The 19405-nt window shown below is 75.9% G+C and carries 18 protein-coding genes and 1 other RNA gene; 12 read left to right on the forward strand and 7 right to left on the reverse strand.

The genetic code is table 11. The annotated features are described in order from the left end of the window. Positions 1-6: 6 nt before the first annotated feature. Together OZ948_06165 and OZ948_06170 are read right to left on the reverse strand one after the other, a co-directional pair. The gene (locus OZ948_06165; GenBank protein MEB2344306.1) at positions 7-2601 is read right to left on the reverse strand and encodes an efflux RND transporter permease subunit; all 2595 of its coding nucleotides are present in this window, start codon (positions 2599-2601) and stop codon (positions 7-9) included. Positions 2602-2742: 141 nt separating this feature from the next. Further along, entirely contained in the window at positions 2743-3537 is a 795-nt protein-coding gene (locus OZ948_06170) for an outer membrane lipoprotein-sorting protein (GenBank protein MEB2344307.1), read from the reverse strand. A 111-nt stretch (positions 3538-3648) separates the two neighbouring features. On the opposite strand from OZ948_06170, the gene ffs reads away from it, so the two are divergent. The 7 genes from ffs (at position 3649) to OZ948_06205 (ending at position 8580) form a co-directional block, all read left to right on the forward strand. After that, an RNA gene (ffs, locus tag OZ948_06175) (signal recognition particle sRNA small type) lies at positions 3649-3749 on the forward strand. 103 nt (positions 3750-3852) lie between these two features. Continuing rightward, positions 3853-5595 carry a DNA polymerase III subunit gamma/tau gene (dnaX, locus tag OZ948_06180; protein MEB2344308.1) on the forward strand — a complete coding sequence of 581 codons (1743 nt, stop codon included), beginning with the start codon at positions 3853-3855 and terminating at the stop codon, positions 5593-5595. After that, positions 5592-5918 (forward strand): YbaB/EbfC family nucleoid-associated protein, encoded by a 327-nt coding sequence (locus tag OZ948_06185; protein ID MEB2344309.1) that lies wholly within the window; start codon positions 5592-5594, stop codon positions 5916-5918. Before dnaX ends, OZ948_06185 begins: the two co-directional genes overlap by 4 nt. A 3-nt stretch (positions 5919-5921) precedes the next feature. After that, positions 5922-6518 carry a recombination mediator RecR gene (gene recR / locus OZ948_06190; GenBank protein MEB2344310.1) on the forward strand — a complete coding sequence of 199 codons (597 nt, stop codon included), beginning with the start codon at positions 5922-5924 and terminating at the stop codon, positions 6516-6518. Positions 6519-6657: 139 nt separating this feature from the next. Further along, entirely contained in the window at positions 6658-7152 is a 495-nt protein-coding gene (locus tag OZ948_06195; GenBank protein ID MEB2344311.1) for a roadblock/LC7 domain-containing protein, read from the forward strand. Positions 7153-7161: 9 nt separating this feature from the next. Then, positions 7162-7752, forward strand: coding sequence for a GTPase domain-containing protein (locus OZ948_06200; GenBank protein ID MEB2344312.1), 591 nt, complete (start codon positions 7162-7164; stop codon positions 7750-7752). Positions 7753-7761: 9 nt separating this feature from the next. Next, positions 7762-8580, forward strand: a complete 819-nt coding sequence (locus tag OZ948_06205; protein MEB2344313.1) for an alpha/beta fold hydrolase — start codon at positions 7762-7764, stop codon at positions 8578-8580. Between the two features lie 59 nt (positions 8581-8639). Here OZ948_06205 and OZ948_06210 read toward each other — a convergent pair whose 3' ends face one another. The 5 genes from OZ948_06210 to OZ948_06230 all read right to left on the reverse strand — a co-directional run bounded on the left by OZ948_06210 (position 8640) and on the right by OZ948_06230 (position 13209). After that, positions 8640-9368, reverse strand: a complete 729-nt coding sequence (locus OZ948_06210; protein ID MEB2344314.1) for a PEP-CTERM sorting domain-containing protein — start codon at positions 9366-9368, stop codon at positions 8640-8642. A gap of 103 nt (positions 9369-9471) precedes the next feature. Then, a complete protein-coding gene (locus tag OZ948_06215; protein MEB2344315.1) occupies positions 9472-10203 on the reverse strand; it encodes a hypothetical protein in 732 nt (243 codons plus the stop codon). Between the two features lie 186 nt (positions 10204-10389). Further along, on the reverse strand, positions 10390-11361 hold the full coding sequence (locus OZ948_06220) for a hypothetical protein (GenBank protein MEB2344316.1): 972 nt from the start codon (positions 11359-11361) through the stop codon (positions 10390-10392). 38 nt (positions 11362-11399) lie between these two features. Then, complete coding sequence (locus OZ948_06225; GenBank protein MEB2344317.1) at positions 11400-12494, reverse strand: DUF2961 domain-containing protein; 1095 nt, start codon at positions 12492-12494, stop codon at positions 11400-11402. A gap of 22 nt (positions 12495-12516) precedes the next feature. Beyond that, positions 12517-13209 carry a hypothetical protein gene (locus OZ948_06230; GenBank protein ID MEB2344318.1) on the reverse strand — a complete coding sequence of 231 codons (693 nt, stop codon included), beginning with the start codon at positions 13207-13209 and terminating at the stop codon, positions 12517-12519. A gap of 24 nt (positions 13210-13233) precedes the next feature. Here OZ948_06230 and priA point away from each other — a divergent pair, with 24 nt between their 5' ends. From priA to rpe, 5 genes are read left to right on the forward strand one after another with little or no spacing between them, the layout of a single operon-like run. Continuing rightward, the gene (priA, locus tag OZ948_06235) at positions 13234-15777 is read left to right on the forward strand and encodes a primosomal protein N' (protein ID MEB2344319.1); all 2544 of its coding nucleotides are present in this window, start codon (positions 13234-13236) and stop codon (positions 15775-15777) included. Between the two features lie 28 nt (positions 15778-15805). Beyond that, on the forward strand, positions 15806-16366 hold the full coding sequence (gene def, locus OZ948_06240; protein MEB2344320.1) for a peptide deformylase: 561 nt from the start codon (positions 15806-15808) through the stop codon (positions 16364-16366). Then, complete coding sequence (fmt, locus tag OZ948_06245; GenBank protein ID MEB2344321.1) at positions 16363-17304, forward strand: methionyl-tRNA formyltransferase; 942 nt, start codon at positions 16363-16365, stop codon at positions 17302-17304. Before def ends, fmt begins: the two co-directional genes overlap by 4 nt. Continuing rightward, positions 17301-18734, forward strand: a complete 1434-nt coding sequence (rsmB, locus tag OZ948_06250) for a 16S rRNA (cytosine(967)-C(5))-methyltransferase RsmB (protein ID MEB2344322.1) — start codon at positions 17301-17303, stop codon at positions 18732-18734. The genes fmt and rsmB overlap by 4 nt, the downstream gene beginning before the upstream one ends. Beyond that, on the forward strand, positions 18719-19402 hold the full coding sequence (rpe, locus tag OZ948_06255) for a ribulose-phosphate 3-epimerase (protein MEB2344323.1): 684 nt from the start codon (positions 18719-18721) through the stop codon (positions 19400-19402). Before rsmB ends, rpe begins: the two co-directional genes overlap by 16 nt. The last annotated feature ends 3 nt before the right edge of the window (positions 19403-19405 follow it).

The raw sequence follows: 19405 nt of genomic DNA on the forward strand, positions 1-19405 counted from the left end.
GGCCGCCTACCCGACCCGGCTCGCGGTCGCGAGCATGCGCTGCGACTGGACCCGGTTCAGGTTGCGGTAGACGAGCGCCGCGGTGCGCGGATAGCGGCGGCGCAGGCGCTCGAGGTCGCTCCCGTCGAAGCGCACGAGCCGCACGTCCTCGAGGGCGTGCACGTCGGCCGCGCGGCGGGTCGAGAAGAGCCCGATCTCGCCGACCACGTCGCCGCGGCCGTACTCGAAGAGGGCCACCGCACCGCTCTCGCGGGTGGCGCACAGCCGTCCCTCGAGCACGACGTAGGCGTGCCGGCCCTCGTCGCCCGCCCGCATCAGGAGCTCGCCCGCGCCGAGCCGCCGCACGGTCGCCATCAGCACGAAGATCCGGGCCTGGCGCCTGCTCATGCCGTCGAAGAGCGGGATCTGGTGCTGCGGGTCGGCCCCGAGGTCGAGGGTCAAGACCTCCCACAGGGTCACCACCCGCACGCCGGCGCACAGGGCCGGCGTCACGGTGACGTCCGCCACCCAGCCGAGCGCGAGCGTGGCGGCGGCCAGCAGGCCGAACTGGGCCTGGCTGCGCAGCTCGGAGAAGGCCAGCACCGCGAAGCCGAGGCACAGCCCGACGAGCGTGAAGGTGACCGGGCGCAGGACGGCGCGCAGCGAGGCGAGCAGCGCGCGGCGCTCGTCGGCGAGCCGACGCGCCTCGGTGTTGAAGCGGGCCATGAAGTGGATCGTGTCGTCGGCGGCGATGCCGAGCGCGATGCTGCCGATCAGGCTGGTCCAGGGATTCAGGGGGATGCCCGAGACCCCGAGTGCACCGTAGTAGAGCGCGATCGGCACCACGTTCGGGAACAGCGCGAGCAGGCCCACGCGCCACGAGGTGAAGAGCGCCGCCAGGCACAGGTAGATCGCGGCGAAGGCCGCGACGAGGCTGCTCCACTGGCCGCGCGAGAGGTCGTCGATGCTCTCGCCGAGCAGCACCACGTTGCCGGTCGGCTCGCCGCGCAGCCCCGGCGGCAGCGCGGCGAGCTGCGCGTCGATGCGCGCCACCAGGTCGGCGACGCCGCGCGAGTCGCCGACCGTCGAGCGCACCACCAGGTTGGCGGTCCGGTACTGCGCGTCCACGAGCCGGCTCATCTCGTCGTTGGCCCCGAAGAGCAGGAGCTGGTGGACCTGCCGCCGGGTCTCGGGCACCGCGTAGGCGGCGGGATCGCCGTCGTGGAGCGCCTGGTTGAGGAGCTTCACGGTGTCGACCAGCGAGAGCGTGCCGCCCACCTCGGGCTGCTGCGCGAGCCAGCCCTGGAGCGCCTCGAGGGCCCGCAGGTTGGCGGGCTCGAGGAACGTCTCGGGCGCGTCGCCCTGCACCGGGATCTGGATCAGGTTGGCGCCGCCCAGGCGCTCGTTCACGGCCTCGAAGGCGACGCGCAGGGGGGCCCCGGGGTCGAGGTTGCCCACGAACTCGGTGGACGTCTCGATGCCCCGCGCCGCGAGGAGCGACATCCCGATCGCAGCGAGGGCCACGGCGATCACCGCGCGCCGGCGCGTCCAGGCGAGCCGCGCGAGCGCCTCGGCGAGGCGGTCGATCCAGTCGCCGGAGCGCGGCGGGCGCAGGGCGCGCCCGCGCCCGAGCGCCAGCACCGCCGGCGTGAAGGTGAGAGCGGCCAGCACCGCGAAGGCGACCCCGAGCATCGCGAACAGCCCGAAGCGCCGGATCGCCACGATCGGCGAGAGCGCGAGCGAGGCGAAGCCGACGGCCGTGGTGAGCCCCGCCAGCAGCACCGGCACGCCGACGTCGTCGAGCGCCGCGCGCGCGATCGCGAGCCGGCCCCGCCGGTCGGGGGCGGCGGCGGCGGCGTTCTGCAGGGCGCCGAACTCCGCCACCACGTGCATCGCGTAGGCGAAGCCCACCGTCACGACCAGCGGCGGGAGGATGGTGGTCACGAGATCGAGGCGCAGGCCCAGCCAGGCCAGCACCCCGAGCGTCCAGACGAGCGCCAGCGAGACCGTCGCGATCGGGACCAGGACCCCCGTCGCCGTGCGGAACGCGACGGCCAGCACGCCGCACAAGACGAGCACCGTCGCGGGCAACAGGAGCGCGAGCTCGCGCAGGAGCAGGTCGCTCAACCGGGCGGTGGCGTAGGGGATGCCGCTGATCCAGACCGCCGCGGGGCCGGCCTCCTCGCGCGCCACCGCCTCGATCCGGTCGGCGAGACCGCTCGCCACCAGCGCCGCGTCGTCGAGCCGCTCGGGATACACGAAGATCGCCGCCGTGCGCGCGTCCTCGGAGACCAGCGTGCCGCGGTAGAGGGGGCTCGCCAGCACGCGCGCGCGCAGGGCGGCCCGCGCGGCGGGATCTGCGGGAACGTCCTCGAGCAGCGGCACCACCTCGATGTCGCCGCCCGCGCTCCGCACGTCGGGGACGGTCGTGAGCGACACCACGTGGTGGACGTGGGCGAGCGCGCGCAGCCGCGCCGAGAGCCGCCCGATCCGCGCGAGCGCCTCGGGCGCGAAGACGTCGTCCGCGCCGAGCGCCACCACGAAGGGCTCGTCGCTCCCGAGCAGCTGGCGCGCGCGCTCCCAGTGCTCGCGTGCGTCCCCGCTCGCGGGCAGCAGGTGCACGGGCGCAGGATCGACCCCGAGACGGAGCCTGCCGCTGCGCCAGTCGACGAAGCCGGCCGCGGCGAGCAGGGTCGCCGCCGCCAGCGCGGCGAGCAGCAGGCGGGGACGCGACAGGATGGCGTGGAGCCAGCGAATGGCGACCTAGTTCCCCTGGGTCAGCGCGCGCTCGCTGAAGAGCTTGTCCGGCAGATTCGTGTCGATCTCGAGCCTGCCGAGCTCGACGCGCGTCTCGGTCTGCTCCTGGAGGTCGCGCAGCACCACCGTGTGGGCGGCCCAGACCTCGCCGTGCTTCGTGAGCGACGACGGGTCGGCGGTGAGCTCCTTCGCCAGGCTGCCGCCGCGCGCGAAGAGCTCGAGCCGGAGAGGCACGCAGGTCTCCTGGTCGATCCAGGCGCGGACCTCGCCGTACTCGGACTCCGGCGGGGGCCGGAGCGTCACCACGTAGGTGGCGCGGCCCGCCTGCTCGGCGTCCGGCTGGCGCTCGACGGCGGCGGCCTCGAAGAGGTGGCGCAGCCGGCGCATGTCCTCGTAGCTGAAGTCGGTCCCGAAGAGCGAGCCCGCGAGCGCGTGCGAGGTGATGCGCCGCACCTTCTGGAACTCCGGCAGGTAGACGAACACGTCGACCGTCTCGGGCCGCTCGATCAGCAGGTAGGCGGAGCCGCGCAGGTCGGGCGGGAAGTCGATACGGATCAGCGAGCGCGAGAGGTCGCCCTCCCACTTCTTCCAGTAGGCGGTGCCGGCGAGGGTGCGCGTGCTGCCGGTGCGGTCCTTCGACTCGAAGCGCACGCTCTGCTCGCTCGAGCGCTGCGGCAGGTTGCGGCGCAGGCAGGCCTCGATGGGCGCGACGCCGGCGGCGGCCTCGGAGCCGGCGCGGGCGGGCGAACCCGGTGCCATCGCGAGCGCGAGCAGGAGCCCCCAGCCCGGAGCGATCCGCATCTCTTGTCTCCTCGGCGACCCCCGCAGGGCCCGGAGCGTAGCGGTCCATACCCTTATACCAGCGACTCGGGTACCTTGGCCCGACCTCGGCGGCCTGCGCGGAGAGAGGATCGCAGGGTCCCGCTCGAGCTCGAAGCCCGGTGAACCCCGTCAGGCCCGGAAGGGAGCAGCGGTAGCGGGGCAACGGCGGCGAGCGGGGGCGCCCTGCGGTCTTCTCTCCGCGCAGGGGGACAGTCCCGGCGATTCGGCGATTCTCCGCGACGTCCGCCGAGCGCTCCGCAACGCGAATCGCCGAATCGCCGGGACTGTCCCCGCTTGAGCTACCAGGTTCTCGCTCGCAAATGGCGGCCGCAGCGCTTCGATGACGTGACGGGCCAGGAGCACGTCACGAGGGCGCTGCGCAATGCGATCGCGCAGGGCCGGGTCCCGCACGCGGTGCTCCTGTGCGGGCCGCGCGGGGTCGGCAAGACCACGATCGCGAGGATCCTGGCGCGCTGCCTGAACTGCGAGAAGGGGCCGACCGACACGCCCTGCGGCGAGTGCAGCTCGTGCCTCGAGATCGCCGCGGGCACCTCGACCGACGTGCAGGAGATCGACGCCGCGAGCCGCACCTCGGTCGACGACGTGCGCGATCTGATCGAGTCGATCCGCTACGCCCCCCAGCCCGGCAAGCACCGCATCTACGTCGTGGACGAGGTGCACATGCTCTCGGTCCCGGCCTTCAACGCGCTGCTCAAGACGCTCGAGGAGCCGCCCCCGCGCAGCCTCTTCGTGTTCGCGACGACGAACCCGGAGAAGATCCCCTTCACCGTCACCTCGCGCTGCCAGCGCTACGAGCTGCGCCGGCTGCCGACCGCCGAGATCGCGGCGCGCCTCGCCGAGGTGGCGCAGGCCGAGGCGGTCGCGATCTCGCCGCGCAGCCTCCAGGCGATCGCGCGCGAGAGCCAGGGCTCGCTGCGCGACGGGCTCACCCTGCTCGACCAGGTGATCGCGGTCGGCGGCACCGAGGTGGACGACGAGCGGGTCGCCCAGGTCCTCGACCTGGTCGACCGCCACGTGCTGGTCGAGGCGGTGGCCGCCTGCGTCGACGCCGATCCCCCGCGCGCGCTCGCCGCGCTGGGGCGTGCCGCCGCGCTCGGGATCGACGCGAAGCGCCTGGGGGCTGCGCTGCTCGGGGTGCTGCGCGATCTCGTCGTGCTGCGCGTGGCGCCCGACGCGCCCGAGCTGGTCGAGGGCAGCGATGCCGAGCTCGAGGAGCTGCGCGCCCTCGCTGCGCGAGCCGACGCGGGCCGGGTCCGGCGCATGTTCCGCGCGCTCCTGCGCGAGCAGGAGGACCTGGCCTGGGCGCCGGAGCCGATGGCGGTGCTCGAGATGGCCCTGGTGCGGCTCGCGACGAGCGCGAGCGGCGAGGACGCCGCCGCCCTGCTCGCGCGCCTCGACGCGCTCGAGCGCCGGCTCGCGGGCGCCGGGCCACCCGACGAGCCCGGATCGGGCGGCGGCGGTGGCGGCGGCGGCGGCGGCAGCGCGGGTCGGGGTCCGCAGGGCGCCACGGAGAGGCCGGCGCGCTCCGCCCGAAGACCCGCCACGCCCGCGGCCACCACCGACGCCCCGCCCCTCACCCCTCCCCCCTCCGCGGTCCTCGACCGCCTCCGGGCGGCCCTCGCCGAGAGCGACCGTGGCCTCGCCCTCGCGCTCGAGGACGCGACGCTCCTCGAGCACGATGCGCAGCGCCTGGTGCTCGCCGTCGCCGAGCCCTTCGCCACGCGCCGGCTCGAGCGCCGGCTCGGAGATCTCGAGGCGGCGGCCGCGCGCCTGTTCGGGCGCCCGCTGCGGCTCGTCCTCCGAAGCGCGGAGGCACCGGCGCCCCCGCACGCGGCGGGCGCCTCCCCCCCGCGCCCCGACGCCGACGAGGAGCTCCTGCGCCGCCGACGCCGCGCGGCGCTCGACCACCCGGCCGTGAACGCGGCGCTCGAGATCCTCGGCGGCGACGTCGTCGAGGTCCGGCCCCTCGGGAGCGGGCGCAGCGGCTCCCTCGCTGAGCCCGGAGGCGAGGGATGAGCGCCCCCGACCTCGGCGCCTGGATGCGCCGCGCCCAGGAGATGCAGGGCAAGCTCGCGGAGCTCCAGCGCGAGCTCGCGCGGCGCACGGTGCAGGGCAGCGCGGGCGCCGGCCTCGTCACCGCCACCGTGAGCGGCGAGCTGCGCGTGCTCGCGATCGAGATCGACCCGAAGCTCTTCGCCGAGGGCGACCGCGCGCTCCTCCAGGACCTGACCGCCGCCGCCGTGAACGCCGCGCTCCAGAGCGCCCAGCGCCTGGTCCAGGAGGAGATGCAGCGCGCCGCGGGCTCGCTCGCGCTGCCGCTGCCCGGCGCCCCGGGCTGACGCGTGCGCTCCTCGCCCCCGATCGAACGCCTCGTCGCCGCGCTGCGCCGGCTGCCCGGGATCGGCGAGAAGAGCGCGGCGCGGCTCGCCTTCCACCTGCTCTCGTCCCCCGACGCGCAGGTGCAGGAGCTGGCCGAGGCGATCGTGCGGCTCAAGCGCGAGATCGTGCTCTGCGCCGAGTGCTTCGACCTGACCGACGCCTCGCCCTGCGCGATCTGCCGGGACCCACGCCGCGACGCGGCGCTCCTGTGCGTCGTCGAGGAGCCGGCCGACCTGGCCGCGATCGAGGCCTCGGGGCGCTTCGCCGGCCGCTACCACGTGCTCGGCGGCGCCCTCGCGCCGATCGACGGGATCGGGCCCGAGGAGCTGCGCATCGCCGAGCTCGAGGAGCGCGTGCGCAAGGGCGCCGTGCGCGAGGTGATCCTCGCCACGAACCCGACCGCCGAGGGCGACGCCACCGCCCACCTGCTGGCCGACCGCCTGCGGGGCGCCACGGTCCGGGTCACCCGGATCGCCTCGGGCATGCCCCTCGGCGGCGACCTCGAGTACGCCGACCACGTGACCGTCGGCCGCTCCCTGGACTACCGGCGGGAGATGTGACGGGCTCCCCCTAAAGCCGCGGTCCGCGCCCGCCGATGCGCCGGAGGATCCGAGAGCGAAGCTGCTTGCCGCGCGCCCGTCTCCGGGACTAGAGTGGGCCGCCCGACGAGCCAACGTCTACCACGACTTGCGGACGGACATGCCGATCGTCGACACCCAGCTCGTGCTGTACGACGAGGACTACCGCAAGGTCCTGGGCGTCTGCGAGCGCCTGGCGCGCGACGCCCATGCCAAGGGCGTCTTCGTGGTGGACAAGAACGGCCAGCTCCTCGCCGAGGCGGGCGACGTGCGCGGCATCGACACCACGAGCCTCGCCTCCCTGACCGCGGGCTCGATCGCCGCCACCGGCGGCCTCGCCAAGATCATCGGCGAGGAGGAGTTCCCGATCCACTTCCACCAGGGCGCCCGCGACAACCTCCACATGACCGTGGTGGGCGGGCGCATCATCCTGGTCGTGGTCTTCGACGAGCGCTCGTCGCTCGGCCTCGTGCGGCTGCGCGTCAAGAAGGCCGGCTCCGAGCTGGCCCGGCTCTTCGAGGAGATCCGCAAGAAGAGCGAGCGCGCCCGGGCGAGCGGAGGAAGTCCCTTCGCCGAGATCACCGACGACGACATCGACAAGCTCTTCGCGGACTGACGCTGCCCCATGTCGTTCATCAACTACGCATCGCGCGAGATCAACTGCAAGATCGTCTACTACGGCCCCGGCCTGTGCGGGAAGACGACGAACCTCCAGTACATCTACCAGAAGACGAACCCCGACCTGAAGGGGAAGATGATCTCGCTCGCCACCGAGACCGAGCGCACGCTCTTCTTCGACTTCCTGCCGCTGGCGCTCGGGCAGATCCGCGGCTTCAAGACGCGCTTCCACCTCTACACGGTGCCCGGCCAGGTCTTCTACGACGCCAGCCGCAAGCTGATCCTGAAGGGCGTCGACGGCGTGGTGTTCGTGGCCGACAGCCAGATCGAGCGCATGGAGGCGAACCTCGAGAGCCTCGACAACCTGCGCGTCAACCTCTCCGAGCAGGGCTACGACCTCGACAAGCTCCCCTACGTCGTGCAGTACAACAAGCGCGACCTGCCCAACGCCGCGACGCTCGAGGAGATGCGGCCCCAGCTCAACCCGGCCGGCGTCCCCGACTTCGAGGCCAGCGCCAACGTCGGCAAGGGCGTCTTCGAGACGCTCAAGATGTGCGCGAAGGGCGTGCTCTCGGATCTGCGGAGGATGGCGCGCTAGCCTGCCGGCATGCCGCTCGCCCCGGTCGGCTCGCACTCCCTCTCCTACGAGGTCCACGGGGACGCCTCCGGCCTGCCGCTGCTCCTGATCGCGGGGCTCGGCGGCGCCTCCCAGGGGTGGCTCGCCCTCCAGGTCCCGGAGTTCGCCCTCCGACACCGCTGCGTGGTGTTCGACCACCGCGGGGTCGGCGAGTCCCAGGATCCCGGCGGCGCCTTCACGACCGCCGACCTGGCCGACGACGCTGCCGCCCTGCTCGACGCGCTCGGGATCGGGCGCGCCCACGTGCTGGGCGCGTTCATGGGCGGGATGGTCGCGCAGGAGCTCGCGCTGCGGCACCCGGAGCGGGTGGCCCGGCTCGTGCTGGTCGGCACCTGGGCGCGGCCGGACGCCAAGCGCCGCATGCTGATCGCCAAGTGGAAGGCGATGGCGGGCCACGGCCTGCCCCGCGAGGTGATCGCCTGGGAGCGCATGCTGTGGACGCTCTCGGACGAGACGCTCGAACAGCGCGACCTGGTCCAGCCGATGCTCCAGGGCTACCTGCACGGCGGCTTCCCGATGCCGGAGGCCACCTTCGTGCGCCAGTGCGACGCCTGCCTGGGCCACGACACGAGCGCCCGGCTCGGGGCCCTCGCGCAGCCGGCGCTCGTGCTCTGCGGCCAGGAGGACGTCCTGACGCCTCCGAAGCTCGCGCGCGAGCTGGCCGCGGCGCTGCCCGACGCCCATCTCGTCGTGATCCCGCACGCCGGCCACCTGGTGATGGCCGAAGCGGCCAAACGCTTCGACGAGATCGTGCTGCAGTTCCTCGAGGACGAGCGGCCGGAGGCGTGACGCGCGCGCGGCGGGCGCCCGCGCGGGGCGCCCGCCGCTGCTCGCAGGAATCCGGGCCGCTACGCCCGGGCGCGCCGCCGGCCCATCAGCAGGAGGCCGCTCGTGCCGAGGCCCAGGAGGGCCACCGACAGGGGCTCGGGCACGGCCGACTGGAACTGCTGGATCGACACGTCGAACGCGGTCGGCCCGAAGATCTCGAGCGTGATCGCCCCGACGTGCTCGAGGTCCGCGAAGCCGCTCCCGCCGGCCGTCAGGCCGCTGAGGAGATCCGCGGTCAGCAACTGAGCGCTGCCGAACGTGTTGCCGCCGCTCGTGTGGAGGTCCACGAACGACGCGTTGGCGCCCTCGTGGAACGTCACGCGGATCACCACGTCGGACTGATCCGCCTCGACGAGCAAGCGCAGCAGCGAGTTGGTGCCGCCCTCGGTGACGTCGACGTCGAGCCCCGAGGTGTTCACCGCGTCGTCCTGGTTGCCGTCGTAGATGACGAGCGCGTTCGCCACGACACCCGCCCCCGTCGACACGGAGAGCGCGCCGGACGCGCTCATGCTCGTGTCGTAGCTGGCGCTGCCTCCGCCGGCCGTGCGCTCCAGCACCACCGCGCGGTTGCCGCCGACCGCCGCCGCAGCGAAGCCCCCGGGTTGCTCCTTCGGGTTCGGCAGGCCACCGAGGCCGGTCGTCAACCAGGACGGGTCGGCGAAGTCGTCGATCACGAGCGCCGAGGCGAGGGACGGAATCCCCACCGCGAGCCCGAGCGCCACGGCGCTGGACACAAGAGAGCGCAACATTGCCCGAAGCCTCCCGAGGCGCCGCCGATCCCGGCAGCGCCGACTCCCCCTTCCCCTCCTGGAGTGGCCGGGACGAGCGATTGGTGGCAGGCGGGCGAGCGCCTCAGCGGCGCGTGCGGCGCAGCGACGTGAGCGCAGCGAGGGCAGCGAGACCGGCGGTCCACGCACCGGGCTCCGGCACGCGGATCTCGTCGATCTGCACGTCGAGCCCCGCGGGGCCAGACACGCGCACCAGGATCGCGCCCGTGTCGGTGGGGTCGGCGTGGCCGCCAGGCCCTGCCGCCACGAGATCGACCAGCGGGAGCTCGTGCCACGCGAGCGACGGGCCGGAGGGGACCGCGAGCGTGCCCGCCGACCAGGTGTCCCCGCTCGGGTCGCCGGCGTCGAAGATCTGGAACCAGACCTCGATCGCCTGGTCCGACTGCACGCGGATCGCGAAGCGGTCCTCGGTGCCGAGCTCGGTCAGGTCGACGTCGCCGAGCCCGCCGGGGTCGATCGCGAGCGGATCGCCGTCGGCGCCGTCGTAGACGAGCATCAGCGTGGACTCCGTCCCGACGGCGTTCTCGAAGAAGAGGCGCTCACTCGCCCCGGGGTCGACGTCGAGCGTGACGGCGCCCGCTCCGGCCGCCCGCTCGATCACCGCGTCGCGCTCGCCGACGATCGCGTTCGGCGCGATCACGGAGCTGCTCGCGAGGTCCTCGCCTCCGGCCAGGGTCAGGGTCTGCGGGTCGCTGAAGTCGTCGATCCGGACGTAGGCGGAGGCGGGGGCCGCCAGCCCCAGCGCGAGCACGGCGCCGCACGCGGCCGCGCGCCGCAGGACAGGATCCCTCGTCATCCGTCTCCCTCTCCGGCGCGACCGCCGCCACCCGGGCGCGGTCGCGCACGCGTCATGCCGCCGGCGTCGAAGCACCGGGCCGGCGCGATCTTCCGGATAGGTGCCCGGGAGAGCGCCGTCGGTGGCTGACTTTCGCCCGCTTTCGCCTTCCGGAAGGGCTTACGGCCGCCCCGGGGCCTCGCGCCTTCAGCGCGCCGAGGCCGACAGCGTCGCGAGCTCGCGATGGACCCGCGCGAACCAGGCGGTCTGCTGCTTCGGGATCGTACCGTGGCGGGTCTCGCGGTCGTACTGGTCCTGGAGCGCCTCCCAGTCCGCGCGCCGCGCGCGCTGGGCGGCGGCCCAGCGCTCCGCGAACGCGCGCATCGCCTCGCCGGGGCTGTCGGCGACGACCTTCGAGGCGAGCGCATGGCGCTCGCGCTCGGCGTCGAGGCGGCGCGCGACCAGCTCCGTCACGTCGAAGTGGAGCTGCTCGTGGCGCAGGACCCACTCGGGGTTCGTCCTCGCCTTCGGGTTCCACCACGACTCCTCGCGGTTCAGGAACGCCACATAGTCGAGCTCGTCGAACCAGACCGCGAAGCGGCCGCGCGTCACCTCCTCGGCGCGCAGGCGGCCGACGCAGACGATGGTGGTCGCGACGTGCGCCTCGGTGACCGCGTTCTCCATCTTCACCGCGAGGTGGAGGTCGCGGCTGCGGCGGCGGGCCCGGAAGTCGTCGCGCGCGAGCTGCCGGTAGCGGATCCGGTCGCCCGCGACGGCGTCGAGCGCCGCCTGCGACGGAAAGCAGGCCGTCTCGCGGAAGTCCTCGTCGCGGGCCAGCTCGCGCCACGCCTCGTTCCAGGCCGCGCCGATCCGGTGCCCGCGCAGGCGCGCAGCGTCGAGCTCGCGCTCCCAGGAGGTCGGCCCCGGCGCCAGCGACGGCCCGGGCGAGGGCCCGGGCCCGGCGGCGGGCGCGGGCGCGGCGCGCAGCGCGGCGGCCTCCTCGGCCTCGCGCGCCGCCTCGCGCAGGGCCGCCGCCTCCGCGGCCTCCTCCGCGCGCGCCCGCTCGATCTCGGCCTCGAGCGCGCGCGCCGCGTCCTCCCCGGCGAGGGCCGGCGCGCCCGCCAGGAGCGCCGCCAGCCCGCACGCCGCCACCATCGCCCGCCCCGGGGTCCCGCCCATCGCCTCGCTCCGTCCGGGCCTGCCCGGCGCCGCCGATCCTACCCCAGGCCGGGCGGGTCGGGGCGCGGGAGCCGCTCGGCGAGCGGCGGCAGCGCGGGCAGCGGCTCGCGCCGGTCGAGCTGATACCAGTAGGCGACGCTCGAGTAGTCGCTCGCGAACTCGTTGGCGTGGCCGGTCTCGATCGTGACCCGGATCGAGCGCTCGAAGCGGATCGGGTCCTCGACGTGGAAGCGGTACATCGAGTTCTTGCCGCCCCACGGCCACTCGGGGGTGCCGCTGTAGACGGTGAGCCCGTGATAGGGCGCGCAGTAGACCTGCTTCGGGCAGAAGGCGGTGTTGAAGTAGTCCTCCGTGCCGGTGCCGTGCAGGCGCAGCTCGCCGTCGACGAAGATCATGTCGTCGCCCTCGCCGTACCAGTCGTCGAGCTGGCGCTCGAAGACGTCGACGTTGAGCACGCAGCCGACGTACTGGCCGCGGCCGCGCGCGTCGAGCAGCACGTAGTTGCGCGCGCCGTCGAGGTTCGGCTCCCGCCACGGGCCGCGCAGGCGGGCCTCGACGGTGGCGTAGTCCTCGCGGCGGAGCCCGCGCTCGCGGGCCAGGCCCGCCGAGCGCGGCAGCCGGTTCCACCAGGCGTGGAAGCGCGCCTGGGCGGGGTCGAGGCGCGGGTAGGACTCGTAGTCGAGGTAGTAGTAGAAGACGCGGGTCGCCGTGCCCTGGTTCTCGATCTCGAAGCGCGCGCCCTCGGCAAAGGGCATCGGGAACCAGCAGTTCATGGCGCGGCCGTCCTCGGGGCTCATCTGGAGCGGCAGCGACACGAAGTTGCGGCGAAGCCCGAAGCCCACGCCGAAGAAGTCGCCGAGCGGCGTCTCCACGCTCGGGCTCGGCTCGCCGTCCCACCAGGCGCGCAGCACGAGCCCGCACAGGTCGTGGGGCTCCGCCGGGACCGGCACCGTCGTCACCCACAGGTGCTTGACGCAGCCGGGGCCCGCGATCCGGCCCAGCTCGACGCGCTCGCCGGGGGGGACGAGCAGGAAGTCGCGGTTGCCGCCGCTGCGGTCCCACGAGGAGAGCCGGTGGCGCTCGAAGTCGCGCAGCCGTCCCAGGTTCGCGAGCGAGCCATGGCCCAGGTCCATCCTTCGCCTCCCGATCCGGGCCTCAGGCCCGGGTGCGCAGCTGCAGTCGCGCGGCCGTGGCCGCGAAGAGGGGGGCGCGGGCCAGCGCCGCGCGCAGGGCGCGCGCCTCGAGCGGTCGCGCCGACGCCGCCAGCACCCGGTTGTCGTAGCCCGCGATGCGCAGCTCGAGCCGGTGCGGCAGGAGCTCCGCGAGGACGCGCGCGACCGGCGCCGTCTCGTCGAGGGTGTTGACGGCGAGGACGCCGCCCGCGGCGAGCCGCCGCGCCGCCAGGGCCAGGCCGGGCAGCGGGAAGCCCGGCGGCTTGCGCTCGGCCCGGCCCGCCCCGACGAAGCAGTCCTCGATCACGAGGTCGAAGCGCCGCCGCTCGCGCGCGAGCAGGACGAGCGCGTCGCCCCGCACCACCTCGACGCCGAGCGCGTCGAGCCCGAAGTGGCGGCGCGCGGCCGCCACCACCGCGCGGTCGCGCTCGACGCCCACGATCGTGGCGGGCGGCGCGAGCGCGCGCACGAGGCGCGCCGCCGAGCCGCCGCCCAGGCCCAGCACCAGGACGCGGCGCCGGCGCGCGGGCGGCAGCAGGAGGAGCGGCGCCACGAGCGCGTCCCAGACCGAGCCGGTGGCGGCGCCGCCCGCCCGCCAGTAGGACGCGAAGGTGCCGTCGATCTCGAGACGGCGGCCCCCGCCCGCCGTGTGCTGGACCCGGACCCGCGTGCGCATGGCCCCGCCGGATACACTGTCGCCGTGCTCCAGACAAGGCCGCCCGGCAGCCCGGTCGATCGAGCGGGCTTCGCCGCGCGCGTCGAGATCGCGCTGCCGGTGCCCGTCGACACGCTCTTCCACTACGGGGTGCCGGCGGCGCTCGCCGCCGACGCCGTGCCGGGCCGGCGCGCGCGGGTCCCCTTCGGCGCGCGGCGCGCGACCGGCCTGATCGTCGCGCGCAGCGACGCGCCGGCGCCGGGCGGGGCCCCGCTGCGGGCGATCGAGAGCGTGATCGACCCGGCGCCGGTCGTGAGCCCCGACTTGATCGAGGTCCTGGTCGAGGCGGCGGCCGACGCCTACTGCCCGGTCGGGCTCGCGCTGGCCTGCGCGACCCCCTCCGGCTCGGCGCCGCGCGCAGCGCCGGGCTTCGCCCTCACGCCGCGGGGCCACGAGGCCCTCGCGCGCGGCGCCGTCGCCCGCGAGTGGCGCCCGCTGCTCGCCGCGCTGGCCGGGGGGCCGCGCCCGCGGAGCTGGCTCGCACGCCGCTTCCGCGGCGCCGAGGCCGCGCTCCGGCTCCTCGCCCGCGACGGCCTGCTCGCGACGGCGAGCGTCGACGCCGCCGCCGCGCGGCCGCCCCGCGAGCGGATCGTCACCCTGGCGGACCCGACCGCCGCCCCGGGCGAGGCGGCGGCGACCCTGCTCGCGCGCGCCCCGCGCCAGGCCGCGCTCCTGCGCACGCTCGCCGCGCGCGGCCCGACCGAGCAGGGCGCACTCGTGCACGACGAGCCCGGCGCCGCGGCGGCGCTGCGCGCGCTCGCGCGCCGCGGCCTCGTCCGGGTCGAGGAGCGCGCGCTCGTGCGGGGGGCGGCCCCGGCGCTGCTCGCCGACGGCGAGCCCACGGCGCCCGCGCTCGTGCCCGAGCAGCAGGCCGCGCTCGACGCGATCGCCGCGGCGGTGCGCGCGCGCCGCCCCGAGCGCTTCCTGCTCCACGGCGTCACCGGCAGCGGCAAGACCGAGGTCTACCTGCGCGCGATCGCCGAGGCCCTGGCGCTCGGCCGCCAGGTGCTGGTGCTGGTGCCCGAGATCACCCTCACCCACCAGCTCGTGGCCCGGCTCCAGGCGCGCTTCGGCGACCGGGTGGCGGTCCTGCACAGCGCGCTCCGGCCCGGCGAGCGCATCGCCGAGTGGCGGCGCCTGCTCGCGGGCTCGACACCGATCGCGGTCGGCGCGCGCTCGGCGCTCTTCGCGCCGCTCGACGACCTGGGCCTCGTCGTGATCGACGAGGAGCAGGAGTCCGCCTACAAGAACGAGGAGGGCTTCCGCTACCACGCGCGCGACCTCGCCGCGCGGCGTGCCGCCGCGGCGGGCTGCCCGCTGGTGCTCGGCTCGGCGACCCCCTCGCTCGAGACCCGCTTCGCCGCCGAGCGCGGCGCGCTCCGCCGGCTCGTGCTGCCGCACCGGATCGGCGGGCGCCCGCTCCCGGAGGTGGAGCTCGTGGACCTGAACGCCGAGCGCGCCGCGCTCCCGCGCGGGCGCAAGCTCGTGCTCTCGCGCGCGCTGCGCGCGGCGCTCGCGGACACGCTCGCCGCCGGCGGCCAGGCGATCCTGTTCCTGAACCGCCGCGGCTTCTCGACCCGCGTCTTCTGCTTCTCCTGCGGGCACGCCGAGACCTGCCGTCACTGCGAGGTGTCGCTGGTCTTCCACGCCGGCGCCGGGAAGCTCCGCTGCCACTACTGCGACTACGCGATCGACCCGCCCGATGCCTGCTCGGGCTGCGGGGCGCCCGAGTCGGCGCTGCTCGGGATCGGCACCGAGCGCCTCGAGGAGGAGGTGCGGACGCGCTTCCCGGCCGCCCGCATCGCGCGGCTCGACCGCGACACCGCCGCGCGCCGCGGCGAGACCGAACGCGTGCTCGGCGCGCTCGCCACCGGCCGCGTCGACGTCCTGATCGGCACGCAGATGGTGGCCAAGGGCCACCACTTCCCGGGCGTGCGGCTCGTGGGCGTCGTGGCGGCCGACCAGACCCTCCACTTCCCGGACTTCCGCGCCGCCGAGCGCACCTTCCAGCTCCTCACCCAGGTGGCGGGCCGCGCGGGCCGCGGCGAGGCGCCGGGGCGCGTGCTGGTCCAGACCTTTGCGCCCGACCACTACGCGATCGCGCCCGTGCGCCACCACGACTACGAGGCCTTCTACCGCGCCGAGCTCGCCCATCGCGACGCCCTCGCCTACCCGCCCTGCGGCGCGCTCGTGCACGCGCTGGTGTCGGGCCCCGACGAGGCCGAGGCGCAGGCCCAGGCGGCGCGGCTCGTGACGGTCGCGCGCCGCGCCGCGGGCCTCCCGGACGACGCGGGCGCGCCCCCGGCGGCCGGCGGCGCGCGCGGGCCCGCGCTCGAGGTGCTCGGCCCGGCGCCCGCACCGCTCGCGCGCCTGCGCGATCGCTTCCGCTTCCAGCTCGTAGTGAAGGGCCGCGACGCGAAGGCAGTGCACGAGGCCGGCCGCGCGCTGGCGCGCGCCGCGGCGGCGCTCGAGCGCGAGGCGCGCCACCTGCGTGCGAGCGTCGACCCGCATCCGGTGAACATGCTCTGACGGGGTGGTTCGCTACCCTCGGCGCGCCATGGCGATCCTCGACGTGCTCCAGTTTCCCGACCCGCGGCTGCGCCGCCGCTCGGAGCCGGTCGAGAAGATCACCGACGAGCTGCGCCAGCTCGCCGCGGACCTGCTCGAGACCATGTACGACGAGCCCGGCATCGGGCTCGCGGCCCCGCAGGTGGGCGCCGCGCTGCGACTCGTCGTGCTCGACACGGACTGGACCGACGAGGAGGCCGAGCGCGCGCCGCTGATCCTCGTGAACCCCGAGATCGTCGAGCGCGAGGGCCGGATCGTCTGGAACGAGGGCTGCCTCTCGGTGCCCGAGCTCACCGCGGACGTGGAGCGCGCCGAGCGGGTGGTGCTGCGCGCCACCGACCTCGAGGGCCGGGAGATCCGCGAGGAGGCGCAGGGCCTGCGGGCCGTCTGCTTCCAGCACGAGGTGGACCACCTCGACGGCCTCCTCTTCATCGACCGGATCAGCCGGCTCAAGCGCGACCTCTACGTCCAGAAGCGCAAGAAGGCGCTGCGCGAGGCGGGTGCGGCCTGGACGACCGCCGGCGAGCGCCCGCCGGCGACCCGGCTCTGAAGCTCCTCTTCTTCGGCACGCCGGCCTTCGCGGTGCCGACCCTCGAGCGGCTGCTCGCCGGGCCGCACCCGGTGGTCGCGGTCGTGACCCAGCCCGACCGGCCGCGCGGGCGCGGCCGGCGCCTCTCGCCGTCGCCGGTGGCCGAGGCCGCCGGGCGGGCCGGGCTCCCCGCCTGGCGCTCCGAGCGGGCCGGCGACCCCGCCTTCGTCGAGCGGCTGCGCGCCCTCGAGCCGGACCTCGGGATCGTGGTGGCGTTCGGGCAGTTCCTCCCGAAGCCGCTGCGCGAGCTGCCGCGCGCGGGCTTCCTGCTCAACGCCCACGCGAGCCTGCTGCCGCGCCACCGCGGCGCGGCCCCGATCGCGCACGCGATCCTGGCCGGTGACGCCGAGACGGGGATCTCGGTGATGCGCGTCGAGCGCGAGATGGACGCCGGGGCCGTGGCGCTCGTGCGGCGCACCCCGATCGGGCCCGACGAGACCACCGGCGCGCTCGAGGAGCGGCTCGCGCAGCTCGCGGCCGACGCGATCGAGGAGGCCGTGGCACGCCAGGCCGCAGGCGGGCTCACCTGGCGCGAGCAGGACCCGAGCCAGGCGACGCTCGCCCCGAAGCTCACGGCCGACGACGCCCGGCTCGACTGGCGCGGCCCCGCGGCGGCGCTCGCCCGCAAGGTGCGCGCGATGGCACCGCGACCCGGCGCGTGGACGACCTGGGAGGGCGAGCGGCTGCGCATCCTGCACGCGCGCGCCGTCGCGGCGCCCGGCGCCGATCCGCCCGGAACCGTGCGGCCCGGGGATGGGGACGCGCCGCTGCGGATCGCGACCGGCGCGGGCTGGCTCGCGCCGCTCGTGCTCCAGCGCGCGGGGGGGCGCCCCCTCGACGCCGCCGCCTTCCAGCGCGGGCGCGCGCTCCCCGACGGCGCGCGGCTCGGCGACCCGTGACGGCCCGGGGACCCGCGGCGCCGCCGCCCGCCGGCGCGCGCGCGCTCGCGCTGCGCGTGCTCGAGCGGGTCGCCGAGGCGGGGGCCTACGCGGACCTGGCGCTGCGCGCCGAGCTCGCGCGCAGCGCGCTCGCCCCGCGCGAGCGCGCCCTCGCGACCGAGCTCGCCTACGGCACCCTGCGCTGGCGCGGGCGCCTCGACTTCCTGCTCGCGCAGGTGGTCGACCGCCCGCTCGCCGGGCTCGAGCCGCGCGTGCGCGAGCTGCTGCGGCTCGGCGCCTACCAGATCGCCTTCTGCGACCGGATCCCGGAGGCGGTCGCGGTGTCGGAGACGGTGCGGCTCGCGCACGCGGCCGGGCTCGGCCGCGCCGCGGGGCTCGCCAACGCAGCCCTGCGCCGGCTCGCTCGCGAGCGCGGCTCGCTCGCACCGCCTGCCCTCGCCGGCGACCCGCTCGGGCACCTGGTCCACGGCCTCTCGGTGCCGGCGTGGGTGGCCGAGCGCTGGCTCGCCGCCTACGGGCCCGCCGAGGCGGCGGCGCTCGCCGCGGCGCTGAACCAGCCCGCCCCGCGCACGGTCCGGGCGAACCGGCTGCGGACCCGGCGCGACGCGCTGCTCGCCGAGCTGCGCGGCCGCTTCCCCGACGCGACTCCGTGTCGCATGGCCCCCGACGGCGTACGCCTCGGCGGCCCCGGCGACCCGGTGCGCGACCCGGCCTTCGTCGAAGGCCGCATGACCGTGCAGGACGAGGCCTCGCAGCTCGTCGTCGAGCTCCTCGACCCCCGGCCCGGGGAGTGCGTGCTCGACGCCTGCGCCGCGCCCGGCGCCAAGGCCACCGCGATCGCGGAGCGGATCGCGCCCGGTGGGCTCGTGGTCGCGGCGGACCGCCACGAGCGCCGGCTCGCGCTGGTGGCGCGCGACGCGGCGCGCCTGGGCGTGACGGATCACGTGACGACCGTGTGTGCCGACGCCACGCACGGTCTTCCCGAGGCACCCCGGCCCGGCGGCTATGCGCGCGTGCTGGTCGACGCGCCCTGCTCGGGGCTCGGCGCCTGGCGGCGCAACCCCGACGCGCGCTGGCGCCTCGTCCCCGGCGCGCCCGCGCAGCTCGCCGCACTGCAGCTCGCGATCCTGCGCGCCGCCGCGCTTCGCCTCGCTCCGGGCGGAGCGCTCGTCTACAGTACCTGCACGCTCGCGCCGGAGGAGAACGAGGCGGTGATCGACGCGCTCTTCGCGGACACCCGGCTCGTCGGGACGCTCGGGCTGCGCCGCACGCCGCGCGCCGCGCTGCCCGCCTCGCTCGCCGGGCCCACGGCGCCGCCGCTCCTCGACGCCGACGGCGCGCTCCGCACCCTCCCCCACCGCCACGACACGGACGGCTTCTTCGCCGTGCGCCTCGAGCGCGAGGATCCCCGAGCATGCGCCCGATCGTGATCGCACCCTCGATCCTCTCGGCCGACTTCGGCCGCCTCGCCGAGCAGGTCCGGGCCGTCGAGGACGCCGGCGCCGACTGGATCCACGTCGACGTGATGGACGGGCGCTTCGTGCCGAACCTCACGATCGGCCCGGTCGTGGTGCGCGCGGTGCGCCAGGCCGCGACCCGGCCGCTCGACGTGCACCTGATGATCGTCGAGCCCGAGCGCTACGTGGAGGAGTTCGTCGCGGCCGGCGCGGCGCGCGTGGGCGTGCAGGTCGAGGCCTGCCGCCACGTCCACCGCACGCTCGGGCAGATCCGCGAGGCGGGCGCCAAGGCCTGCGTGGTGCTGAACCCGGGCACGCCCGCGATCGCGGTCGAGCCGGTGCTCGGCGACGTCGACCAGGTGCTCGTGATGTCCGTGAACCCGGGCTTCGGCGGCCAGAAGTTCATCCCGAGCGTGCTGCCGAAGCTCGAGCAGCTGCGCGCCTGGATCGACGAGCGAGGCCTCGACGTCGTCCTCGAGGTGGACGGCGGCGTGGCACCCGGCACGATCGGCCCCGCCGCCCGCGCCGGCGCGGAGGCCTTCGTGGCCGGCTCCTCGGTGTACGGCGCGCCCGACTACCGCGCCGCGATCGAGGCCCTGCGCCGCGAGGCCGAGGAGGCGCGCGCTCGCCGCGGCGCCTGACCC

The organism is Deltaproteobacteria bacterium, assembly GCA_035063765.1.
Classification (GTDB): Bacteria; Myxococcota_A; UBA9160; order UBA9160; family PR03; genus CAADGG01.